At 44.6% G+C, this 21,212-nt stretch carries 22 protein-coding genes; 10 read left to right on the top strand and 12 right to left on the bottom strand.

Going from position 1 to position 21,212, the window contains the following annotated elements; all coding sequences use genetic code 11:
* The coding region (locus tag A3766_RS18810) for a DNA-3-methyladenine glycosylase I (protein WP_197479630.1) at positions 1-233 on the bottom strand (233 nt) is incomplete at its 3' end.
* Between the two features lie 102 nt (positions 234-335).
* On the opposite strand from A3766_RS18810, the gene A3766_RS18805 reads away from it, so the two are divergent.
* The 3 genes from A3766_RS18805 to A3766_RS18795 are packed head-to-tail and all read left to right on the top strand — an operon-like array spanning position 336 to position 4,840.
* Positions 336-3,137 (top strand): DUF748 domain-containing protein, encoded by a 2,802-nt coding sequence (locus A3766_RS18805; RefSeq protein ID WP_068553676.1) that lies wholly within the window; start codon positions 336-338, stop codon positions 3,135-3,137.
* A gap of 26 nt (positions 3,138-3,163) precedes the next feature.
* Positions 3,164-3,766, top strand: a complete 603-nt coding sequence (gene yfbR / locus A3766_RS18800) for a 5'-deoxynucleotidase (RefSeq protein WP_068508671.1) — start codon at positions 3,164-3,166, stop codon at positions 3,764-3,766.
* Positions 3,767-3,811: 45 nt separating this feature from the next.
* The gene (locus A3766_RS18795) at positions 3,812-4,840 is read left to right on the top strand and encodes a zinc-binding alcohol dehydrogenase family protein (RefSeq protein WP_068642775.1); all 1,029 of its coding nucleotides are present in this window, start codon (positions 3,812-3,814) and stop codon (positions 4,838-4,840) included.
* A gap of 35 nt (positions 4,841-4,875) precedes the next feature.
* Here the strand turns inward: A3766_RS18795 and trxC are convergent, their stop codons facing one another.
* The 3 genes from trxC to A3766_RS18780 all read right to left on the bottom strand — a co-directional run bounded on the left by trxC (position 4,876) and on the right by A3766_RS18780 (position 8,737).
* Positions 4,876-5,307, bottom strand: a complete 432-nt coding sequence (gene trxC / locus A3766_RS18790) for a thioredoxin TrxC (protein ID WP_068508675.1) — start codon at positions 5,305-5,307, stop codon at positions 4,876-4,878.
* 125 nt (positions 5,308-5,432) lie between these two features.
* Entirely contained in the window at positions 5,433-7,505 is a 2,073-nt protein-coding gene (locus A3766_RS18785; RefSeq protein ID WP_068508676.1) for a TRAP transporter large permease subunit, read from the bottom strand.
* A 173-nt stretch (positions 7,506-7,678) separates the two neighbouring features.
* Positions 7,679-8,737: a hypothetical protein gene (locus tag A3766_RS18780; RefSeq protein ID WP_082865257.1), complete on the bottom strand. Its 1,059-nt coding sequence runs from the start codon at positions 8,735-8,737 to the stop codon at positions 7,679-7,681.
* A gap of 319 nt (positions 8,738-9,056) precedes the next feature.
* Here A3766_RS18780 and A3766_RS18775 point away from each other — a divergent pair, with 319 nt between their 5' ends.
* Positions 9,057-9,332, top strand: a complete 276-nt coding sequence (locus tag A3766_RS18775; protein WP_068508677.1) for an HU family DNA-binding protein — start codon at positions 9,057-9,059, stop codon at positions 9,330-9,332.
* Between the two features lie 54 nt (positions 9,333-9,386).
* Here A3766_RS18775 and A3766_RS18770 read toward each other — a convergent pair whose 3' ends face one another.
* Genes A3766_RS18770 through gshB form a run of 8 tightly spaced genes read right to left on the bottom strand, consistent with a single transcriptional unit; the run spans position 9,387 to position 15,503 of the window.
* Positions 9,387-9,818, bottom strand: a complete 432-nt coding sequence (locus A3766_RS18770) for a helix-hairpin-helix domain-containing protein (protein ID WP_068508678.1) — start codon at positions 9,816-9,818, stop codon at positions 9,387-9,389.
* 33 nt (positions 9,819-9,851) lie between these two features.
* Entirely contained in the window at positions 9,852-11,129 is a 1,278-nt protein-coding gene (locus tag A3766_RS18765) for a dihydroorotase family protein (protein ID WP_068508679.1), read from the bottom strand.
* Positions 11,126-12,109 (bottom strand): aspartate carbamoyltransferase catalytic subunit, encoded by a 984-nt coding sequence (locus tag A3766_RS18760; RefSeq protein ID WP_068508681.1) that lies wholly within the window; start codon positions 12,107-12,109, stop codon positions 11,126-11,128. Before A3766_RS18760 ends, A3766_RS18765 begins: the two co-directional genes overlap by 4 nt.
* Before the next feature lie 39 nt (positions 12,110-12,148).
* Positions 12,149-12,646, bottom strand: a complete 498-nt coding sequence (pyrR, locus tag A3766_RS18755; RefSeq protein WP_068508682.1) for a bifunctional pyr operon transcriptional regulator/uracil phosphoribosyltransferase PyrR — start codon at positions 12,644-12,646, stop codon at positions 12,149-12,151.
* Complete coding sequence (ruvX, locus tag A3766_RS18750) at positions 12,639-13,091, bottom strand: Holliday junction resolvase RuvX (protein ID WP_068508683.1); 453 nt, start codon at positions 13,089-13,091, stop codon at positions 12,639-12,641. Before ruvX ends, pyrR begins: the two co-directional genes overlap by 8 nt.
* Positions 13,091-13,606, bottom strand: coding sequence for a YqgE/AlgH family protein (locus A3766_RS18745; protein WP_068553656.1), 516 nt, complete (start codon positions 13,604-13,606; stop codon positions 13,091-13,093). Before A3766_RS18745 ends, ruvX begins: the two co-directional genes overlap by 1 nt.
* A gap of 28 nt (positions 13,607-13,634) precedes the next feature.
* Positions 13,635-14,501, bottom strand: coding sequence for a TonB family protein (locus tag A3766_RS18740; protein WP_231872330.1), 867 nt, complete (start codon positions 14,499-14,501; stop codon positions 13,635-13,637).
* A gap of 42 nt (positions 14,502-14,543) precedes the next feature.
* Entirely contained in the window at positions 14,544-15,503 is a 960-nt protein-coding gene (gene gshB, locus A3766_RS18735) for a glutathione synthase (protein WP_068508693.1), read from the bottom strand.
* 334 nt (positions 15,504-15,837) lie between these two features.
* Between gshB and pilG the strand changes: the two genes are divergently transcribed.
* The 6 genes from pilG to A3766_RS18705 form a co-directional block, all read left to right on the top strand.
* Complete coding sequence (gene pilG, locus A3766_RS18730; protein WP_068508694.1) at positions 15,838-16,233, top strand: twitching motility response regulator PilG; 396 nt, start codon at positions 15,838-15,840, stop codon at positions 16,231-16,233.
* A 42-nt stretch (positions 16,234-16,275) separates the two neighbouring features.
* Entirely contained in the window at positions 16,276-16,638 is a 363-nt protein-coding gene (pilH, locus tag A3766_RS18725; protein WP_068508698.1) for a twitching motility response regulator PilH, read from the top strand.
* Positions 16,639-16,652: 14 nt separating this feature from the next.
* On the top strand, positions 16,653-17,213 hold the full coding sequence (locus A3766_RS18720) for a chemotaxis protein CheW (protein ID WP_068508699.1): 561 nt from the start codon (positions 16,653-16,655) through the stop codon (positions 17,211-17,213).
* Positions 17,214-17,286: 73 nt separating this feature from the next.
* Positions 17,287-19,356, top strand: a complete 2,070-nt coding sequence (locus tag A3766_RS18715; protein WP_068508700.1) for a methyl-accepting chemotaxis protein — start codon at positions 17,287-17,289, stop codon at positions 19,354-19,356.
* 32 nt (positions 19,357-19,388) lie between these two features.
* Positions 19,389-20,306 carry a protein-glutamate O-methyltransferase CheR gene (locus tag A3766_RS18710; protein WP_082865245.1) on the top strand — a complete coding sequence of 306 codons (918 nt, stop codon included), beginning with the start codon at positions 19,389-19,391 and terminating at the stop codon, positions 20,304-20,306.
* 36 nt (positions 20,307-20,342) lie between these two features.
* The coding region (locus A3766_RS18705; RefSeq protein ID WP_197479629.1) for an Hpt domain-containing protein at positions 20,343-21,212 on the top strand (870 nt) is incomplete at its 3' end.

Here is a 21,212-nt window from a genome sequence, read left to right as displayed (position 1 = left end):
TATTCTGCAATACGCTTAGGATCGAAATTATCATATGCTTCGTAATAGCTTTTTTCTTTTCGTAAAATCGTAATCCAGCTCAAACCCGCTTGTTGGCCATCAAGGCAAAGTTTGGCAAATAGATCCTGGCTACCCCACCTTGGCTTGCCCCAAATTTCATCATGATATTGCTGATATAAAGGGTCATTACCGCACCAGGGGCAACGTTTCTCTTGTGAGCAGTTTTCGGTCATTTTTTAGTTCCTTTTTAGTTCTTTATTGCTCAGCTCGTTTTATAATGTCAGCTTCGCGGTTCAAGGTTCTGTTCTAAAATAGCCACTCTAGAGGGTTACACTGTGTCGACCATCCTTAATTTCAAATCCAAGAAGTTCTGGCTCATTCTTTTCTTTTTAATCTACAGTGTATTCGGCTGGTTTGCTGTACCTTATATTGTTAAGCAGCAGGCCATCAACTCCCTTAAGGATATTGCAGCCTGGGATACGCAAATCGAATCAGTTGTTTTCAACCCTTACGCACTATCTCTAGCCGTTCACGGTTTCCAAGCTAAGGATGAGTTCCAGCAAGATAGCGTCAGCTTTGATCGATTTTACGTCAACTTTAGCGCCCTCGGTTCATTGGGGGGGCGTATAGCTTTTGATGAAGTCAGTTTGACGAGGCCTAGTATCAATGCTCAGCTTGACGAGCAGGGCCTGTTAAATTTCCAGCGTGACTTTGTAAAAGCTGACAGCGAGGCAGCGCCAGAGGAAGTCGATAACTCAGAGCCTTTAGCCTTCTTTTTCGGCCTGATCTCTATCTCTCATGGACTGGTCAACTTTACCGATCGCTCTAGCGATGAAACCTTTATGCTAAAGCTTGAGCCTCTCAATCTCGCATTAAAGGACTTCTCGACAGACCATAATGATGGTGGCAACTACTCACTAAACCTCTCACTAGGCCAGGGTCAAGAGCTTTCATGGAAGGGACAAATTGGCATTGCCCCTTTTTCTTCTAAAGGCTCTTTGGCCTTGAGCAATCTTCGCTCTTCAAGCTTCTGGCATTACGTCAAACCTTTCTCTCCCTACTCACTTAATAACGCACTAATTTCACTAGAAGGCAGCTACGATACTGAATTTAGTGACCAGAGATCACACCTGCTGATCGAAACTGGCTCGGTGTCGCTTTCTCAGATTGCCTTGGCTGAGACTCAAGATACAGAGAGCTTATTTACACTCGATTCAGTGTCGCTTAGCCCTATCAATTTTAATCTGGAAGAACGTACAGCTAAGCTGGGCAACTTGCTAATAGAAAAGCCCGTGTTATTTGCTAAAAAGGATGAGACCTCACAAATAAATTTGCTACGTCCACTTCAACAAGAAAAGCTTGCTACTGATACCAACGAAAGTGAGGCCTCAGAGCCTATAGCAAAAACCAGCAACGACACAAGTCACTCGACTCAGGAAGCACCTTTCAAGTGGTCAGTGACATCGATAAAGCTAAAAGAAGGGCTGATCAATTGGCAAGACGCTAGCCTGGAAACACCCGCCGATATAAGTCTCGAAAATATATACCTTGAGCTTGGAAAGGTCTCCTACGAACTTGATAAAGCCTTTTCCTATAATGCTTCCTTTAATACCGGAGGGGCCAAGCAAAGTCTTTCAGGCCAATTGGCTGCCTTACCACTCAATGTCGAAGGTGATCTTTCACTTTCAGCCCTGCCATTACACTGGTCACAACCATATATAGGTGAGCAACTCAATGTGCTGCTTGAACAAGGTCAACTGGATCTATCATCAAACTATCAATTAAGCATGACAGACTCAGGCTTGTCTGGAGAAATCACTAGCAATACTTCAGTCAATAACCTTGATATAAAGGAGAGTATTGAAAGACAAGAGGTAGCCGGCTTCAAGACCTTCGCTCTAAAAGGCGTCAAGCTTAAGCTGGCAGGCGAGCAGCAAGCCCCTTCAATTTCAGTTGAAACAGTACAAATTTCCAAGCCCTATGCGAGAGCTAAAATCTCTGAAAAAGGCGAGATGAGCCTGGCTCAACTAAGTAAATCAAAACCGAGTGAGACAGAAGAAGGAAACACTGTAACAGAAGATCATTCGCAAGAAGAGCACAAAAGCGAAACAGCAGGAGAACAAGACCAAGCAAGTCAGCCTGCGAATATTGCCATCAATCGAATTATTATTGAAGAAGGCCGCTTCGACTATATCGATGCTTCATTAACACCGGTTTTTAATACTTATGTCGAGCAATTCTCCGGCGACATCACTAATATTTCTTCAGACATTGATGCCCACTCAAAAGTAGCACTATCTGGAAACCTCGATACCTATGGAAAAATTGCCATTAATGGCACAACTAACCCACTCAGCGCTCAACCTAATACTGCCTTAGATATTCAGGTCAACAATATTGACCTAAGTACCGCCAGTCCATATTCGGCTAAGTATGCTGGCTACCTGATCGATAAAGGCAAGTTGGATCTTGACCTGGCTTACGACATCAAGGGCTCTAAGCTGAAAGCGGACAATAAAGTCTTTATAGATCAATTTAACTTTGGAAAGTCTGTCGATAGCCCCGATGCCACAGTCTTACCACTTCCTCTGGCTATAGGTATTATGAAAAACCTCGATGGTGAAATAGATATCGACCTACCAATTAGTGGAGACTTGAGTGACCCGAGCTTCAGCTTTGGCGGCGTACTGCTAACAGCTTTCACAAACCTGATTACCAAAGTGGTAACCAGCCCTTTCTCTATCCTAGGCTCCTTGGTTGAAGGTTCTGATGACATATCATCTGTGAATTTTTCTGCTATGTCTTCGTCAATCGATGCGCTTGAAAGTGAGAAGATTCTTAAGCTTGCTGAAGCTTTGAAGAAGCGTCCTAATTTAAGTATTGAAGTACGGGGCGTAGCAGATAGAAGTGTCGATCTAGAACCTGGTGGGCAGGTGCTTGGCGAAGATAAACTAGCAGTGCTTGCGAAGAGTAGGGCACTGGCCATCGCTAGTTCCTTGGTGGAGATTGGCGGAATTCCAGAGCAACGGATATTCACCCTCGAACCTAAAGTTGTCACGAGTGAAGCCTCAAAAGAGTCCCCGTCTGCCGAACAGGCTCCGACAGTAGCCTCGATTTTTACAATCAAGCCCAACTAAACCCATTCGCAAACATAGAGAAAGCCATGCACAAAACTATTAGCCACTTCTTCGCCTATGTCAGCCGGCTTAAATGGATTAAACGTTGGAGTCTAATGCGTAATGCAATTCATGAGGATGTCGCGGTGCACTCATGGGAAGTCGCTACGATAGCTCATATCTTGGCAATCATTCATAACAAAGACTGCGATCTAAATAATAAAATAGATGCAAACCATTTGGCTGTCGTTGCGCTTTATCATGATGCGACAGAAGTCATCACTGGCGACATGCCTACACCGGTAAAATATCACTCCGAGGCGATGCGTACCGCTTACAAAGGGGTCGAAGAGAAAGCACAGCATGAGTTGCTTGCCCTGCTGCCTGCTTCCTTGCATCAAGATTTTAGTAGTATCCTGCTTGAAGATACGCTCCCGGAGCACTACCTGGTTTTGCTCAAAGCCGCTGACCGACTTTCCGCTCTTCTTAAATGCCGGGCAGAATTGCGTGCAGGAAACCGCGAGTTTGAACAAGCTGAACAGGAAATCAGTTCACGCCTTAATGATATGAACCTTGCACCAGTACACTACTTTCTTGAAGTTTTTGCTCCCGGCTATGATATGTCGCTTGATAACTTGCTGGATGCCTAGTGTTTTGCCATGATTGTTTAATCAAAACCCCAGAGTGATAACCTTATGAAAGCGATTGGCCTAAACCAATATCTAGCAATTGAAGACCCTGAAAGCTTAATCGACTTCGAAGCGAATATGCCTCACCCCACCGCGCACGACCTACTAGTTAAAATCGAAGCCATTAGCGTCAACCCTGTTGATACAAAGGTTCGGGGGCCAAAATCGCAAACTCTAGAAGAGACCAAAATACTTGGTTGGGACGCTTGTGGTGTAGTCGTTTCCGTAGGTGAAAGCGTCACCCTTTTTAACCCTGGTGACAGGGTGTTCTATGCCGGCGATATTACACGACAAGGTTGCAATAGTGAGTTTCATTTAGTCGATGAAAACATCGTAGGTTATGCACCACGCTCCCTTGATTCAGCTAATGCCGCAGCCCTTCCACTCACAGCAATTACTGCCTGGGAAGCCCTTTTTGAAAGGTTAAATATTTCAATTGATGGCTCAAGAGCAGAACACGCCAAACCCACGATTTTAATTATCGGTGGTGCAGGCGGTGTTGGTTCGATCGCCACTCAAATCGCCACAAAGCTTGCCGGGCTTGAAGTTATCGCAAGCGCGTCTCGCCCTGAAAGCAAAGCTTGGTGCGAGAAAATGGGTGCCAAACATGTAATCGATCATAGCAAAGCTTTAGATAAACAACTTTCTGATATTGGTATTCCTAGCGTTGATTATATTCTCTGCTGTAATAGCACCGATCAATACTTCGATCTTATGATAGACGTAATCAAACCGCTTGGAAGAATCTGCTGCATTGTTGACAATACGGCCCCCTTGGAAATGAATAAACTGAAATCAAAGTCAGTGAGCTTCGCTTGGGAGTTCATGTTCACCAAAGCCATGTTCAAGACACCAGACCGGATCGAGCAACATCATATTCTTAACGAAGTGGCACGGCTCGTTGACGAAGGTGAGTTCATCTCCACACAGAATCAAATATTATCGCCTATCTGCGCAGACACTCTACGCCAGGCTCATGCCCAACTAGAGCAAGGAAAAACAATAGGGAAGCTCGTCATCGAAAGCTGGGAGTAGAGAGCAACTAGCAAACTATAATTGAAAACATTCTCTTAAATGTTTTCTTCTATCCATTTCGTTAATTGGGCTAAGGGTAAAGCTCCAGAAATCCTGGCAACTTCTTTCCCGCCTTTGAAGATTAATAAACTCGGGATAGATTGTATTCGCCAACGGGCAGCTACTTGTTGATGCACTTCAGTATTCAGTTTTGCAAAACGTAACTTCGGTTCTAGTTTCTTGGCTGCTGCATCAAACGTTGGAGCGAATTGCATACAAGGCCCACACCACGAGGCCCAGCAATCCACGATCACCGGGATCTCATTATGACCAACAACAGCAGCGACATTCTGCGCAGTGATATCCATTGCTTTTCCAAGAAATAACGCTGACTTACACTTTCCACATTTTGGCTTTTCTTTAAGTCTCTCTTCCGGCAACTTATTGCTAACACAGCACTTTGGACAAACTATTTTTATTACACTCATAGTAAGTTTTTAGCTCCTTAAGAAAAATACGAAAGCGATCAATTGAGTAGGTACTCATCTCTTCAGTAAATTATAAACAAAAAAAATCCCCGACTTGCGGGGATTTTTTATTTGCCTAACTCAACTTAGTAGGCAACCAGTAGAGGTCCAAAGGCCACGATGAGCAATACTGAGCCCATTGTCATCATTGGCATCAGAATACGCTCATTGCGCTGGTAGAAGGTACCATCCTTAACTTCTTCATCAGCTTTAAGCGCTTCTTCTTCACCCACCACTTGGCGTGTTAACAAGTGATTCAATGCTACCGGCGGGCTCAAGTAACCCAACTCAAAGGCAACCAAAGTCATCATCCAGAAGTGAATTGGATCAATACCAGCCTGGTAAGCAACCGTAGCGATTGTTTGGCTTACCAGAATTACCGCACCAAAGGCTTCCATAATCATACCCATGACAACCAACGCACACACCATAAGGGCCATTGCTGTCCAGATACTTGAGAAGTCACTTGGGAACATCTCAACAACACCGGTTCGTTCGATCATACCACCCAAACAGATACTACAAGCTACCAATAGTAGCAGGGCACCAATTTCAGCCGTTGTCTGGTTGGTGGCTGTACGCACACAGTATTCAATACCTTTATGTGGCTCGGTTGACTTACCATCTTCACTCACCATGTCTTTCTTGGTGATATGTTCAAAAATAAGAATAACGATCATCATCACAGGTAAGATTCGCGCTGCAGAGAACTCATCCAACTGAACGTTTAAGGCCATGTTATAGAACATAATAACGCCACCCATACAAAGGATGTAAGGAATGAGAGGCTTAATTTGCGAAAATGTCTCTGGCAGTGCATCACCAACAGAGGCTAATTGAATCTTGCTCTGACGGTTCACAAACATAACCATAATAAAGAACATAAAGGCACTTAGCGCAAAGACCCATACACCCCAGCCAAATAGTTGGTCGGTCGTTACTTCACGGTTCATGAACGCGATAACAACAACAAGCAAACATGGTCGCAATACAACACCCATACTACCTGACATCGCCGTGGCTGCGAGTGCCAGATTGCGGCGTGCGCCAGCTGCTCTAATTTCGTGATAGATTACTGCACCAGCAGCGATAACGAAGATACCAGAGCCACCTGTGTAGGCAGTCGGTACAGCAGCAAGAACAACCACAACAAAAGCCAACATTTCCGGAGGCATTTTCCAAGGCTTAAACAGGTTCAGAACCAAACCGGCAAAACGGGTTTGTTTCAAGAGCATACCTATCCAGACATACAAACCAACGTTCAGGAACATGTCCGCCAGGTCCATCAGTGTATTCAGATAGATACCTATCCCTGGCATGTGGCCATGAGAGAAGAAGAAAATACCCGCAATGATGGCCATCGTGGAATAGAGAGGAACCGATAACAAAGCATAGCCAATATTACCGCCAGGTTTTAGGTGAGCAGGCACCTTAATCAAATTGTAGATACTGACGATCAACAATAAGGCTATGCCATATACCCAGAAGTTATGCAGCATCGCTTCTTCAGACGGGAGGTTGGTACCATCTGAGTGAGCCAACTCCCGGAAGGCAAAAACCGAAGTCAACAAAACACAATTAGCAATAACCTGTGCAGAGCTCGACACATAGTGATCAAGTCGGTGCAAGACCGGGCGCATGGCAATATGGTGGCGCTTCAAGGTTGCCGTCATTGCACACAAAAAGATCAAGGTTATCAGGATGAACTTTTGGGAAACTAAGCCAACGCCTATCGCGTCAGAAACAAACAACTCTACTGCTCTGAATGCTTCAACGCTCGGGGTAATACGATCGCTTATTTCTTCGTAAGCTGTAAATTTATTCTGACAATCCTGACGTGCATTCTCGATAGAGGTACGAATTAAGTCCGGATCGACAGGTGCAGCATCGAATAGATCTAAACCTAAATCATCATCTTCGGTTTGAGCCAAACGTGCTTGCAACTGCTCTTCAACATTAACGTTTGGATCACAGGTAGGTGCGACAGGATCAACTCGAAGCTTATAGTAGCCCGGCCAGTAATGCTCCCCAACCTGTAATATCTGATTATGGATATCACTACTGGTACTAAAAACAACAACCAGTAACAACAAAATACAAGCTGGTAATGACGATAGCCACTCAGAAATTGAGCGGCCGCTTTGTGTATTGGAAGCCACGTAGTCCCTTCTCCCCGAAAAATGAATTGGTTTATTATTAGCCAAAAAAAAAATGCCGGTAGATTATACCGGCATTCCTTAGTAGCAGACTAGCTGGAGATTGACTTTCTTTTTTTCAAAAATGGGCAAATCACCTTGATTCAAGCATATTAAGGTGATACAAGTCTCATTTTTTAAAACAAGTCATCCAGTTCAACAGTTTCGATATCATCAGCGGCATTCTCATCCCAGAAAGATCCAAGTTGACCAACTGGAGTTCGGTGCCCCATATTTTCTGTCCACATTTTATCTGAAATTCGGGTGATCGCTTCTGTTGCTGCTACGTCCAATAAACGATACTGCTTATTCGCTTTATGATTAGTGATGTGCTCAGCATGTCGCTTAATAACCGTTCTTACACGCTCCATGTCACCTTTAGAATAAGCGGCGATAATATGGAAAACGTGCGCCAAACGGATATGCGCATTTTCACCAATCTGGTCAGCTTGCTCCAATCGCTCCCAAGCATTTTCACCCTCTGGTAATGCACCAGGTAACAAGCTCCAAACCGCTGCTTTTAACGCTAAAGGGACGCCAAACCACGCCCGGTTATCCAAACAACCCGCACCACGTTCTGCTTGTGCCGCAATGTTTTTAGGCACCCCGGTACCAACACCCGAGAGAATATCGTGGTTCAAGGACAAAAGACCATTAATCAATCCCGCCAACCAAACAATCTGATCAAACTCTTGCTCAAGATCAGGACACTCACCACCAATTTCTAAACCTCCATTAAACTGAATCAAGGCCAGCCAGCCTTTGTAATAACGCTTCGCAGCTCTTACATGGTGATTTTTCTGGGCGATCAATGAATCTTGCGCCATATCTGGCTGCTGTCCACGAATGTATCGCAAGTACGCAAGCTCTTGTTCAAAAGCTCTTGCTTCTTCACAACCACCAGCACCTAAGTTTAGAAGCACTTCCAGCTCCCAGGGCTCTTCAGTGATTCGGCCAATTGATTCAACCATCGCTCCCAGCGCTTCAGCACCAGTACAACCCGCAACCAAGTCATCAGTCGTCAACAACTGAGGTACAACGTGCGCCTCGGCCAACAGGGTTATCGCATCACCTGTAGGTTTAACCATTGGCTTAACCAAAAACTGGTTAATCGCTTTACAGCCGCCCAGTAAAGACGACAACACTACGGAAAGAACAATCCATTTTATATATGTACGGCTGCTATTCAGCTTCACAATAGGCTCCTAAAAACATTCAGATACTTTCTGCAATCGCGGATTATCTACGACTTGATAGAATTTTAGTGAGATCGATGGCACAAAGATTAAAATTCGTGCCAAAATTATACGCGGGTTCCGTAAATCAAAACTCAATATGGCTACCAATTTGAAACAAGTTCACAGATATTTCATTTTTTAACAAATTTTGCTTTTTTTACTTTTACCCATTGCAAGCAAAGCGATCTGGACTATCTTTAGGGTGTACAAAGTCCTCTGGACTGCAGACCCTGTCTGGCGTGTACCTAAGACAACAATCTCAATTAAGGTAAAATTCATGAAAAAACCTGAACTTGCTGCTGCCATTGCTGAAAAAGCGGACCTAACCAAAGAAAAAGCCGGTGAAGTCCTGAATATTCTGACCGATGAAATCACCAATGCAATGAACAAAAATGATACCGTAAGCCTGATCGGTTTCGGCACATTTTCAGTCAGAGAGCGAAGTGCTCGTACTGGTAAAAACCCTCAAACTGGTGCAACAATCCAGATTGCTGCAAGCAAGTCTGTTGGCTTCAAGCCTGGCAAGTCACTGAAAGATGCAGTGAACGGCTAGCTGGCCTGAGCCAAATTCAAAAAAGAGGCTTTCAAGGCCTCTTTTTTATTTCTACTAAAGTTTTATCGAAACCTGTAGCTTCGCTAATAAATCCTGACTAATCCCCTGTACCTTCAATAAAGCATCCATAGATTCATAGGGCCGGCCATCAATAATCTTTTGCGCCAGAACCTTACCCACACCCGGTAATGTTTGCAAAACGACAATGTCATCCTGATTAATATCAATCAGCTGCTTACTAAGGCTAACTTCACATTCCGTTTCTGCTTTATCCTCACCATTATCTTTAGGCTGACGCGTATCTTCTACCTGGTATATTTTCGGCGGACTAGGCTCTCTCTCACTCACGCGCTCAGCTAATAGCTTTAGTTGCTTCAGCTCTATCAGTATTTGTTTCTGCTGTTCAAGGCTTTCATTAGTATTTTTTGCTAATACGTAAAGCCCCCATAAAACACAAACAAAGCCAAGGAATCCGATAATACCCATACCTTATTCTCCAATCCTATGTGTAAGGTGCAATCAATCTAACTCGAAAGAAATCCTACCATCTAGAATAGTTGTGAGTACTTGCCCCTTCAAACTTTTTCCTATTAAAGGTGTGTTTTTTCCATGAGAAATGATTTTGTCAGCACTCAACTGACGTTCACCTTCAGGAGAAAAAACACATAAGTCAGCCACGGCTCCTACTTCTATTTTCGGACAGTTCCTGCGTAAAACCTTGCTAGACCCTCGAGTCATCGCTTCAATAAATCTGGGCAGACTTATTTCTCCGCTGTCCTCTAAACGCATGGCAAAGGGCAAAAGAAATTCTATATTACTCATTCCCGCTTCAGTTTCAGCAAAAGGCGCTTGTTTCGCTGCAGCCTCATGTGGACGATGAGCGCTGGTGATCGCATCAATCACACCACGGTTTACACCATCAACAAGTGCTAAACGATCCCGCTCTTCTCTTAACGGCGGTAAGCAATAATAAACACTATTAAAATCCTCAATACACTCATCGGTGTAGAGTAGATTCTGAATCGCAACATCTGCCGTAATATTTACACCTGCAGCTTTTGCTTGCTCAAGCTGAGAAACAGATTCAGCCGCCGACAATTGAGAAAGGTGGAGATGCACTCCCGTTGCTTTAGCTAACTGAATCAATTGCGCAACGGCGATGGTTTCAGCCAAAGAAGTAATGCCTTGCAGGCCAACGGTGGTACTTACTTCACCTTCATGCATGACCCCTTGTTGTAATGAGGGCTCTACAGGGTTCACAAAAACGCTCATCTCATGCGTTTTTGCATATTCAAAACAGCGCTTGGTCACGGCTAAATTTTTAAGCGGGTTGTAAGCGTTACTCAAAGCCACACATTGCGCTTTCTTCAGGGATGAATAGGTAGCTAACTGCTCTCCTTTTAGTCCCTGCGTCAACGCACCAATTGGTAAAACTCTGCAATAGTCCGTCTGTGCGCTTAGCTCTCTAATCAACTTTGACACAGCTTGAGAGTCATTGACCGGCCGGGTTTCTGGAGTACAGCATAAGGTCGTCACGCCACCCGCGGCGGCGGCTTTGGTTTCACTTGCGATACTGCCTTTTATGGAGTTTCCTGGCTCTGGCAAAGCGACAGAAAGATCAATCAAGCCTGGTAATACATAGGCTCCATTCAATTCTTTTGTAGGAGTGCCACTTATCTCGGCAACATCGATTGCCTCGATCAGACCATCTTTAATCAGCAAGGTTTCAAAAGGAGCCCAGGACGCGCCGGAGTCAGAGAAAACTAGACGCTGACCATTTTTAAGAAGCATGCTCATTTTGACTCCTCACTGTTTTTCTCTTCCGTTTGACCACTCATTGCCATCGACATAACCGCCATTCTTACAGCAATACCATTAGTGACCTGATCCAGGATCACTGACTGCTCGCCATCTGCAACTTCCGACTCGATCTCAACGCCGCGGTTAATCGGCCCCGGGTGCATTACAATTGCATCAGGTTTGGCTAGTGCCAAGCGCTCACGAGTCAAGCCATAAAGCTGAAAGTATTCCTGCTCACTCGGTAGCAAAGCTCCTTGCATTCGTTCACGCTGCAATCGAAGCATAATAATCACATCAAGGTCTTTTAGGCCTTCATCCATATTGTTATAGACATTAACATCCAATGACTCGACACTTTTCGGCAGCAAGGTATTAGGAGCTATCACTCTTACTTCATCAACACCGAGTGTATTCAGCGCTCTAATCTGGGATCGTGCAACTCTTGAATGCAAAATATCACCCACAATTGCGACTTTCAGGCCCTCGAATTGCCCCTTATTCTGACGAATAGTCAGCATATCCAGCATTGCTTGTGTCGGGTGGGCGTGCCAACCATCTCCTGCATTCACAATAGCCACACCAGGTGTGACAGACTCTGCGATAAAATGCGCGGCACCACTCGAGGCATGTCGAACAACAAACATATCACTGGCCATCGCTTCGAGATTACGCAGCATATCCGAAAGCGATTCGCCTTTTGAGGTAGCAGAGGTATTAATATCCAGATTAAGTACATCGGCGGATAAACGCTTGGCAGCCAATTCAAAGGTGCTTCGAGTCCGTGTACTGGCTTCAAAGAAAAGATTCACGACAGTTTTGCCACGCAAAAGGGGAACTTTTTTGATGTTCCTTTCGCCAACTTCGATCAATGAGTCTGCGGTATCCAAAATTTCTGTCAGGAGCTCTTTACTGAGCCCAGATACCGTCAAGAAGTGCTTGAGTCTTCCTGACTTAGTTAGTTGAATAGGCGCCTGCATGAAAATTTCCTGTTAAAAACCGTCGTCGTTGAAATGTAGTTACTGTATTTTTAGGTGTAGATTCTCTGGACCGATAAGCTTTATACGCTGCCCCTCGGCTAAAGATAATTTCGCCCCAACCACATGAGGTGCGATTGGAAGCTCCGGACGCCCTACATCTACCAGTACGGCCAGTGTAATACTTGCTGGTCTGCCGTAATCAAATAGTTCGTTCATCGCTGCACGCACAGTACGGCCAGACATTAAGACATCATCGAATAAAACGATATGCTTATCTTTTGTTTCGAAGGGCAAGCTAGATGGCTCAACTTTTGGATTCAAACCAATTTGAGTAAAGTCGTCGCGATAGAAAGATATATCAAGCTCACCAATCAGTTTTTCATTCGCCAAACTTTTTTGAATAGCCTTAGCGACCCAAACACCGCCGGTGCGAATCCCGACAAACTCATAGTCAGTGATATTCTTTTCTGCCAAATAATGGCTTAGTTGCTGTGACATCGCACCCAATAAGGCTTCTACAGCTTGTTCATCATGCATTGTCAGTTCCTTTATTGTCACTCATTGCTGCAAACCAGCTTTCTAGTATTAAACATGCTGCGGCACCGTCAACCGAGTGATCCCCAAAATCTACGTACCGACCCGTTCTAGCTTTCACCGCCTGCTTAGCTTCGAAGCTTGAGAGCCGCTCATCCATCATATCGACCGGTTTATTAAAACGGCCTTTTAAGCGCTTACCGAACTTCTTCGCTCGCAATGACATATCGCTTTCAGAGCCATCCATATTCAAAGGTAAACCAACGACAAAGCCTGTCGGTTTCCATTCTTCTACCAATTGTTCAATTACTTCCCAGTCAGGAATCCCCTCTCTGGCTTTAATGGGAGCAAGCTCTGATGCGGTTTTAAGTAGGCTATTCCCACAGGCAACACCGAAGCGCTTTACACCAAAGTCAAAACATAAGTAGGTCAAGGCTTCATTGGTCATTAAGCGTGACCTATCTGGCCACTGAGCTGGTCTGCCTTAATACCGAGAATATCCATCGCCATTGTCAGTTTTTTGCTATCGTCGTCAGCAAACAATATGTCCTGAGACCCGGGGCAAGTTAACCAAGTGTTTTCTGTGAGCTCACCTTCTAACTGCCCCTCTCCCCAACCAGCATAGCCAAGGGCAACCAGATAGGTTTGTGGCCCGGTTCCCTGTGCAATGGCTTCAAGGATGTCTTTAGATGTGGTGAGTTTCAGTCCGGATGATAACTCTAGCGTAGATTGCCAACATTTTTCACCATCATGAAAGATAAAACCACGATCTCTTTGGACCGGCCCGCCAGCGTAAATTTTGGCATCAGTATCAATCGTCATACTGATATCTAACTGTTCGAGTAACTCAGCCAAGCCAATATCGGTAGGGCGGTTAATCACAACGCCCATTGCGCCATCGCTGCTATGATCACAAATATACGTCAGAGACCCTGAGAAGTTTGGATCTTTCATCTGGGGCATTGCGATCAGAAACTGATTTTCTAAATGGCTACAAATAGCTGGATACTCCACTCTTGTTATAAGAAAAGGTGCGAATCAATTCTAATACATCTCGCTCTTTTCTTACATTCTTTGGAAAGGGCGCAAAGGGCGCCGCTCGATGAACAATATCTCTGGTTTTGGAGTCCAGAACTAGATCTCCTGAGCTCTGTAACACGACAACCTCTTTAATCGTGCCATCGGAATAGATAGAAATTGAGACGCGGGGTTTACCATACAAGCGCTTCCCGGCATCTTCAGGAAAGTTCAGACTGCCTGTCCGCTCTATCTTACTGACAACGTGCGCCACATATTGAGAATCGACCGCTTTCATTGTCGAGGCTGCGGTCAAGCGAGTCACCCTTGGGCGTTTAGCATAATTTTGCCTCTGCCTATCTAAATCAGCTTCCAGTTCAGCTATTTCGAGGCTTCGTTCCAGAATGGACTTTCGAGGCTGCACTTCGGTGGGCTTATTTTCTTCTTGCACACGATCAAACAGGCTGGGTCTTAGCCTTTCGCCCGATACCGAGCTGATCACCTGTTTATCACGCTTTTCTATACTGTCTTGTGTTGGCGCTGGAGAGCTGGCTAATTGCTCCAGGGCATTGAACTGCTTCGATTCAATCGGCGTCGTGACTCTCGCTTTTTCTTCTAGCGTACCGCTGCCAAGCTGGTTGGTCTCGGCAAAGAAGTCCGCCTTATCTGGCTTGGTCTCATCCTCAAAGCGAGAAAGCGTAATTTCCATAGTAAACGCCACGGGCTCCGGATCTTCTTCCAGAAAATCGGTCAGGATAATTAAGCTATGTAAGGCCAGCGCGACAAAAACCGTAAAACTAAGACGATCAGTATCGCTAACACCCATTGCTCGTGCTACCACTGCCAATTTAGCTCCCCTACAGATTGCGTCTCTTGCTTCATATTACTTTTTACTAGCACTCAATTTCTGCTCAATCGTCGATATTAGCTTATCAGCAATTTTGATTTGGCTAACCCTTTCAATTTCCTGAATACAGGTTGGACTGGTGACATTTATTTCTGTCAGGTAATCACCAATCACATCGATACCTACAAATAACAAGCCCCTATCTAGTAAATCATCTTTTATCTGATCAACGATCCAATAGTCACGTTCAGTCAGTGGCAGCACTTCTCCACGACCACCTGCAGCCAAATTGCCTCGCGACTCACCTTGCCCCGGAATTCTCGCCAAGCCAAAAGCAACCGGCTCACCATCAATAATAAGTATACGCTTATCGCCATTCTTTATCTCAGGCAAATATTTTTGCGCCATCACCTGTTGCTGGCCATGCTGACTCAGCGTTTCGAGAATCACACTTAGGTTACTGTCCCCCAGAGTCACTCTGAAAATAGAAGCGCCTCCCATACCATCCAAGGGTTTATAGATGACGTCTTCATGCTGCTTACAAAACGCTTTCAAGCGTTGCTGATCTCTCGAGACCAAAACAGGCGGGCAACATTGGGGGAAAAGAGTCGCGTATAGCTTTTCATTACAATCTCGCAAGCTTTGGGCTTTATTTAATACTAAAGCTCCCTGCTGCTCGGCCCGTTCTAGAATATGCGTAGCGTAAATAAACTCTGAATCAACGGGTGGATCCTTACGCATAAGAATGACGTCTAACTCAGCCAAATCGGCTTCGCGCGGCTCACCAAGTTCATACCAGCTTTGCTCATCGTTACTTACCTTGAGAGGCGTCAAACGTCCACGAGCCGTACCTTGATCCAAATATAGGTCAGACATTTCCATATAGTTCAAAGACCAGCCTTTCGCTTGGGCAGAAAGCAGCATAGCGAAGGAACTATCCTTCTTGATATTAATCCCGGAAATGGGATCCATCACAATTCCTAACTTAATCGTCATTTATTACCTGCGAAACAAAAAAAATGTACTAACCTTAAGAACTACTATCTTAGTTTAACTTTCATTACATTTTGAATAAAACAATTTCTTTCTTAGATTATCTATTTAAACTATAAATAATAAATGCTTATGAAATTAATCGTGATTTGATATNAACAAACACTTTTAAGATATTGGTCTATAGTGAAATAATGGTCGCCGAATTTTGTATCGTGACCGTGAAAAGTAAATACCAGGTTTGACAAGTTCAGGCTTGGAATATCGTAGTGCGTCGCGTACAAGACATGTCAGACCCGACGCTAATTGTTCTTCAAGTGCCTTAGGCTGCTGGATAATGGAAGATAATTTCGAAAACCTTAAAATTATGGTTATCGACGATAGTAAGACTATTCGTCGTACCGCAGAGACTCTGCTAAAAAAAGTTGGCTGTACCGTCATCACCGCTACAGATGGTTTTGATGCGCTCGCTAAGATAGCAGACTCCCACCCCGATATAATATTTGTTGATATCATGATGCCTAGGCTGGATGGTTATCAAACCTGTGCGCTGATAAAAAATAACAGTGCCTTCAAGTCTACCCCCGTCATAATGCTGTCCAGTAAGGATGGTCTTTTTGATAAGGCGAAAGGTCGTATCGTTGGGTCAGACCAATATTTAACCAAACCATTTAGTAAAGATGAATTATTGAATACTATTCGCACCCATATGCCGAATAGCCAAGTCAGCTAATTATTTCGGTTTACAAAGAGTAGTATTTTGCCAGGAGGAATTATGGCTCGCATTTTGATCGTGGACGACTCGCCTACAGAGATTCGTAAAATTTCAACCATTCTAGAAAGCAACAATCATGAGGTGATTACCGCTGATAATGGTGCTGATGGCGTTGCTGTTGCGAGAGCAGAACAACCTGACCTAATCCTGATGGATGTCGTGATGCCAGGTTTAAATGGTTTTCAGGCCACTCGACAATTAACTCGAGCAACTGAAACTGCTGAAATTCCGGTAATTATCGTGACAACAAAAGACCAGGAAACAGACCGGGTATGGGGTACACGCCAAGGCGCCAAAGGATATCTTGTAAAACCTGTGTCAGAAAGTAGCCTGATTCAAACTATCAACGAATTGCTGGGTTAGGGTATTAACAGAGCATGAGCGCATCTTCTGCCAAGCAAGCTAGCCCCTTTGATATTCTAGCTGACATCGTAAACCGTAGCGTTAAGTACGCTGCGGGGCTGCCTGCGCAAGACGAAGCTGTAGAGTTATGGAATGGTATCGGCTTTACGATTGCCAACACTCAGTTCGTTGCTCCAATGGGTTCAGTATCTGAAATCCTGCACCTACCCAAGTACACCTCTGTTCCAGGTGTACGAAACTGGATGCTTGGTGTAGCAAACGTACGTGGCCGTCTACTTCCAATCATGGATTTAGCCTTATTTTTTGATGTTGAATCCAGCTCCAAAAAGAGCAGAGATAAACGAGTCTTAATCGTCGAGCACGGTGAGATTCTTAGCGGCTTTGTCGTAGATAGCGTTCACGGCATGCAGTACTTTTCAGCTGATAGCTTTCAAAAGAATGCTAACTCACTATTAGAAAAGTCAATCCAGCCTTTTATAAAAGGCGCATTTGAAAAGAACAATAGTCAATGGAATGTATTTGATACCTTCACACTGACAAACAATAAAAAGTTTCTTGATGTTGCAGTCAGGTAGTAACGCTGCTCATCATTTGAAAGCAGTAAATTGAAAAACAAACACTAGATCGTACAAGGCCGGGAGCCAGGAAATGAAAATCATATCTGGAAAATTTAGCACAGACCAGAGCGCCAACTCACAAATTCTTTTAGTGGGCTCAGCGCTGATCGTGTTATTGATTTCGCTTTTAGTTGTTTCATATTTTATCACTAGAGACGGTAACTACGATGTCGAATATGCCAGTCACGCTAGTGATTTGCGCGTACTGTCTCAAGAGGTCGCAAAGAACGCAACTGAAGCTGCTGCCGGTAAAGAAGAGGCCTTTGATCAGTTGAAGAAGTCTAGAGATGACTTTGAAAACAAGCTACAGTTAATCAACCAAGGTAATGATGAAACCGGCTTGCCGCCATCAAACCTTGCTGATGACGCCGGTGTAACCGACCTGTGGAAAACAGTAAAAAGCAATGCTGACCGTATCCTGGAAAACAAGGAAACGGTTTTGACCCTGCACCAGATCGCTGAAACATTAAACGAAACCATTCCTCAGCTCCAGATTGAGTATGAAGACGTGGTCATGATTCTACTTGAGAACGATGCTCCCGCAGACCAGATCTCAGTTGCTGAACGTCAGTCTCTTCGTGCAGAACGTATTGTACGTAGTGTTAACAACATCCTTACGGGTGATGAAGATGCCGCTATTGCAGCCAACCGCTTCGGTGAAGATGCGACACTATTCGGACGTGTAATGAACTCCATGTTTGAAGGCAATGAGGCTATGCAGATTTCTCAGGTAACTGACGAAGATGCTATCTACGGCCTTGAAGCGATCGCCGAGCTCTTTGAGTTTGTCGACAGTAACGTTAAAGCGATACTTGAAACCTCTCCCGAACTATTCAAAGTACGTAACGCTGCTAACTCTATCTTCGAAAATTCTATCGCACTGAAAAAAGATACATCTACTCTATCGAACCAGTTCCAAAACCAGGCTGATGACCGCTTCTTTAACCCGAATACGGCTTATATCATTCTAGCGCTAATCATCATGTTGATTGTTTATGCTGGCTGGTACTTATACCGCGAATCTCAAAATCGTCTGCAAATGACGGAAGAACAGAACGAACAGAACCAAAACGCAATCTTACGTTTACTTGATGAACTTGCCGACCTTGCTGATGGTGACCTGACAACAGAAGCAACAGTAACCGAGGATTTCACGGGTGCAATTGCTGACTCGATTAACTTCGCGATCGACCAAATGCGTGGCTTGGTAAAAGCTATTCGTGATACCGCCTTACAGGTTGCTTCATCAGCCCAGGAAACACAGGGCACAGCGATGCAGCTGGCTGAATCTTCAGAGCATCAGGCGCAAGAAATTGCGGGTGCTTCTGCCGCGGTTAACGAAATGGCGGTGTCTATCGACCAAGTATCATCTAACGCTGCAGAGTCTACTTCGGTTGCGGAAAGATCGGTAACCATCGCGAAGAAAGGTGCTGAAGTGGTACAAAATACCATCCACGGCATGGACACTATTCGTGAGCAGATTCAAGAAACATCAAAACGTATCAAACGCTTGGGTGAATCATCTCAGGAAATCGGGGATATCGTATCCTTGATCAACGACATTGCCGACCAGACCAACATTCTATCTTTGAACGCTGCGATTCAGGCATCGATGGCTGGGGATGCAGGTCGAGGCTTCGCGGTTGTTGCCGACGAAGTACAGAGACTGGCGGAACGTTCTTCTGCTGCAACCAAGCAGATTGAAGCACTGGTTAAAACCACTCAGACAGATACCAACGAAGCGGTAATCTCGATGGAACACACCACGGCAGAAGTGGTACGAGGAGCTCGACTTGCACAAGATGCGGGTGTTGCCCTAGAAGAAATCGAAACAGTTTCGATGAGTCTTGCAGACTTGATCCAGAATATCTCTAACGCGTCACGTCAACAGTCATTGTCGGCGGGTCACATTTCTAACACGATGAACGTTATTCAAGAGATTACCTCTCAAACTTCATCAGGTACGACGGCAACAGCGAAATCTATCGGTAACCTTGCTGAAATGGCTAGTCAGCTTCGAGCATCGGTGTCAGGCTTTAAGCTTCCTGCCGACGAAGGTGACTCAGAGTATTCTGAGGGCAACGATGAAGGTATCGTGTAATAAAGCGAGCTGATTGGCTGTAGGTAGTCGCAATGGAAGCCCTACTGAATCCTGACGTAGCACAAGCATGCGAGTATCCGGGTAATGAGTCACGAATGAACTGGGAATCAACGCCTTTTCCTGTGCTAACTGATGCTCAGTTTCATCAGTGGCAAGCATTACTTGAAGATCGAACTGGGATGTACATCTCGTACTATCACCGGTCGCTTCTCCAATCGAATCTAATCATTCGAATGAGAGAGATTGCATGCGCTAGCTTTGACGACTACTACGCAAAAGTATGTGCCAAGCCAAGCGGCATCGTCGAGTGGAACACTTTGCTCGATAGAGTGATGGTTCAGGAGACACGTTTTTACCGAAATCCTGAGTCGATGGAGTTATTTTGCGAATATCTAACTGATCAAATTCGCAGAAAATCTCGAAACGAAGCGATAAACATATGGAGTGTAGGTTGCAGCTCCGGAGAAGAACCATATACCTTGGCGATGCTTTGCCAACAAATGCTTCTGAAAGAAAAAAGAGCGTTAAGTAACTTTGGTGTTACTGCAACAGATATAAGCCTTCCGGTACTTAGTAAAGCTAGAGAAGGTATATATAACGTTCGTAAGCTGGTGGACCTAGATCGCAGATTGGTTGACCAGTATTTTGAGCAACTCAGCCCCGATATATATCGAGTCGGTAGTGAGCTCAAACAAAAAGTCTGTTTCTCGATGGCGAATATGATTGATGTTGATAAAAGCCCTCTGAGAAACATGGATACGATATATTGCCAGAATGTTCTGATTTACTTCCGCAAGGAATTAAAACACAACATTCTGAATAGTCTGGTAGAAAGGCTGGCCCCTAAAGGGCTGCTCGTAATTGGACAAGGCGAAGCTGTCGATTGGCAAAATCCACATGTTGAGCGAGTTCAAAACAATCAGACTTTGGCGTTTATTCGTCGAAATTAACACACAAAAACAACGCATTTATAGATTGGAGAAGTTATGGGTAATAACCATGACTACATAGCCTTAGACTGGGTTAAAGGCGAAATTAAACAAACATTGTCCCAAGCTCAAATAGCGTTGGAGGCTTATGTCGAGAACAAAGAAGACACGCCTCAAATTACCTTCTGCTTGAATTATATTCATCAAGTTCACGGTACGCTTCAAATGGTAGAGTTCTACGGCGCTGCTTTACTCGCCGAAGAAATGGAGAAACTATGCCAGGCATTGATTGAAGACAAGGTCGCCAGTGTACAGGAAGCTCTAGAAGTCTTAATGGACTCTTTGCTGCAACTTGAGAACTATCTGGAGCATATACAAAAAGGGCAGCGTGACTTGCCTGTGGTACTGCTTCCAATATTAAATGATCTTCGTGCTCTGCAGGGCCAGCCTTTATTATCTGACACCTCCTTATTTACGCCTGACTTATCTGCGGCGGCGATAACACCCGACATTGCGCACAATCAGCGTATGCAGGACGAACAAGTTATTGCCAACTTGCGTAAACTTCGACAGATGTTTCAGTTCTCTCTTGCTGGCGTCATTAGAAATCAGGATCTTGCTGAAAACTTTTCCTACCTTTATAAAGTCGTATCTCGTCTCGAGAAATTTTGCCAGGGAACACCCATTGGAAAAATCTGGTGGGTAGCCGTTGGTTTCCTCGATGCTATTCGAGGCGATGAAGAAGGTATCAGCTCTGCAACAAAGCAACTCTTGCGTGAGCTCGATCACCAAATAAAACTGATGATCGATGAACCGCAGACCATTCTAGCGAAGCCTTTACCGACGGACTTACTAAAGAATTTACTGTATTACGTTGCAAAAAGTGCAATTGACAGTCAGCGCATCCAAGAACTAAAAGCGTCCTTT

The sequence above is a fragment of the Oleiphilus sp. HI0132 genome (assembly GCF_001635845.1).
Note: the sequence above shows the minus strand (reverse complement) of the source record. Positions and strands in the feature narration are given on the sequence as shown.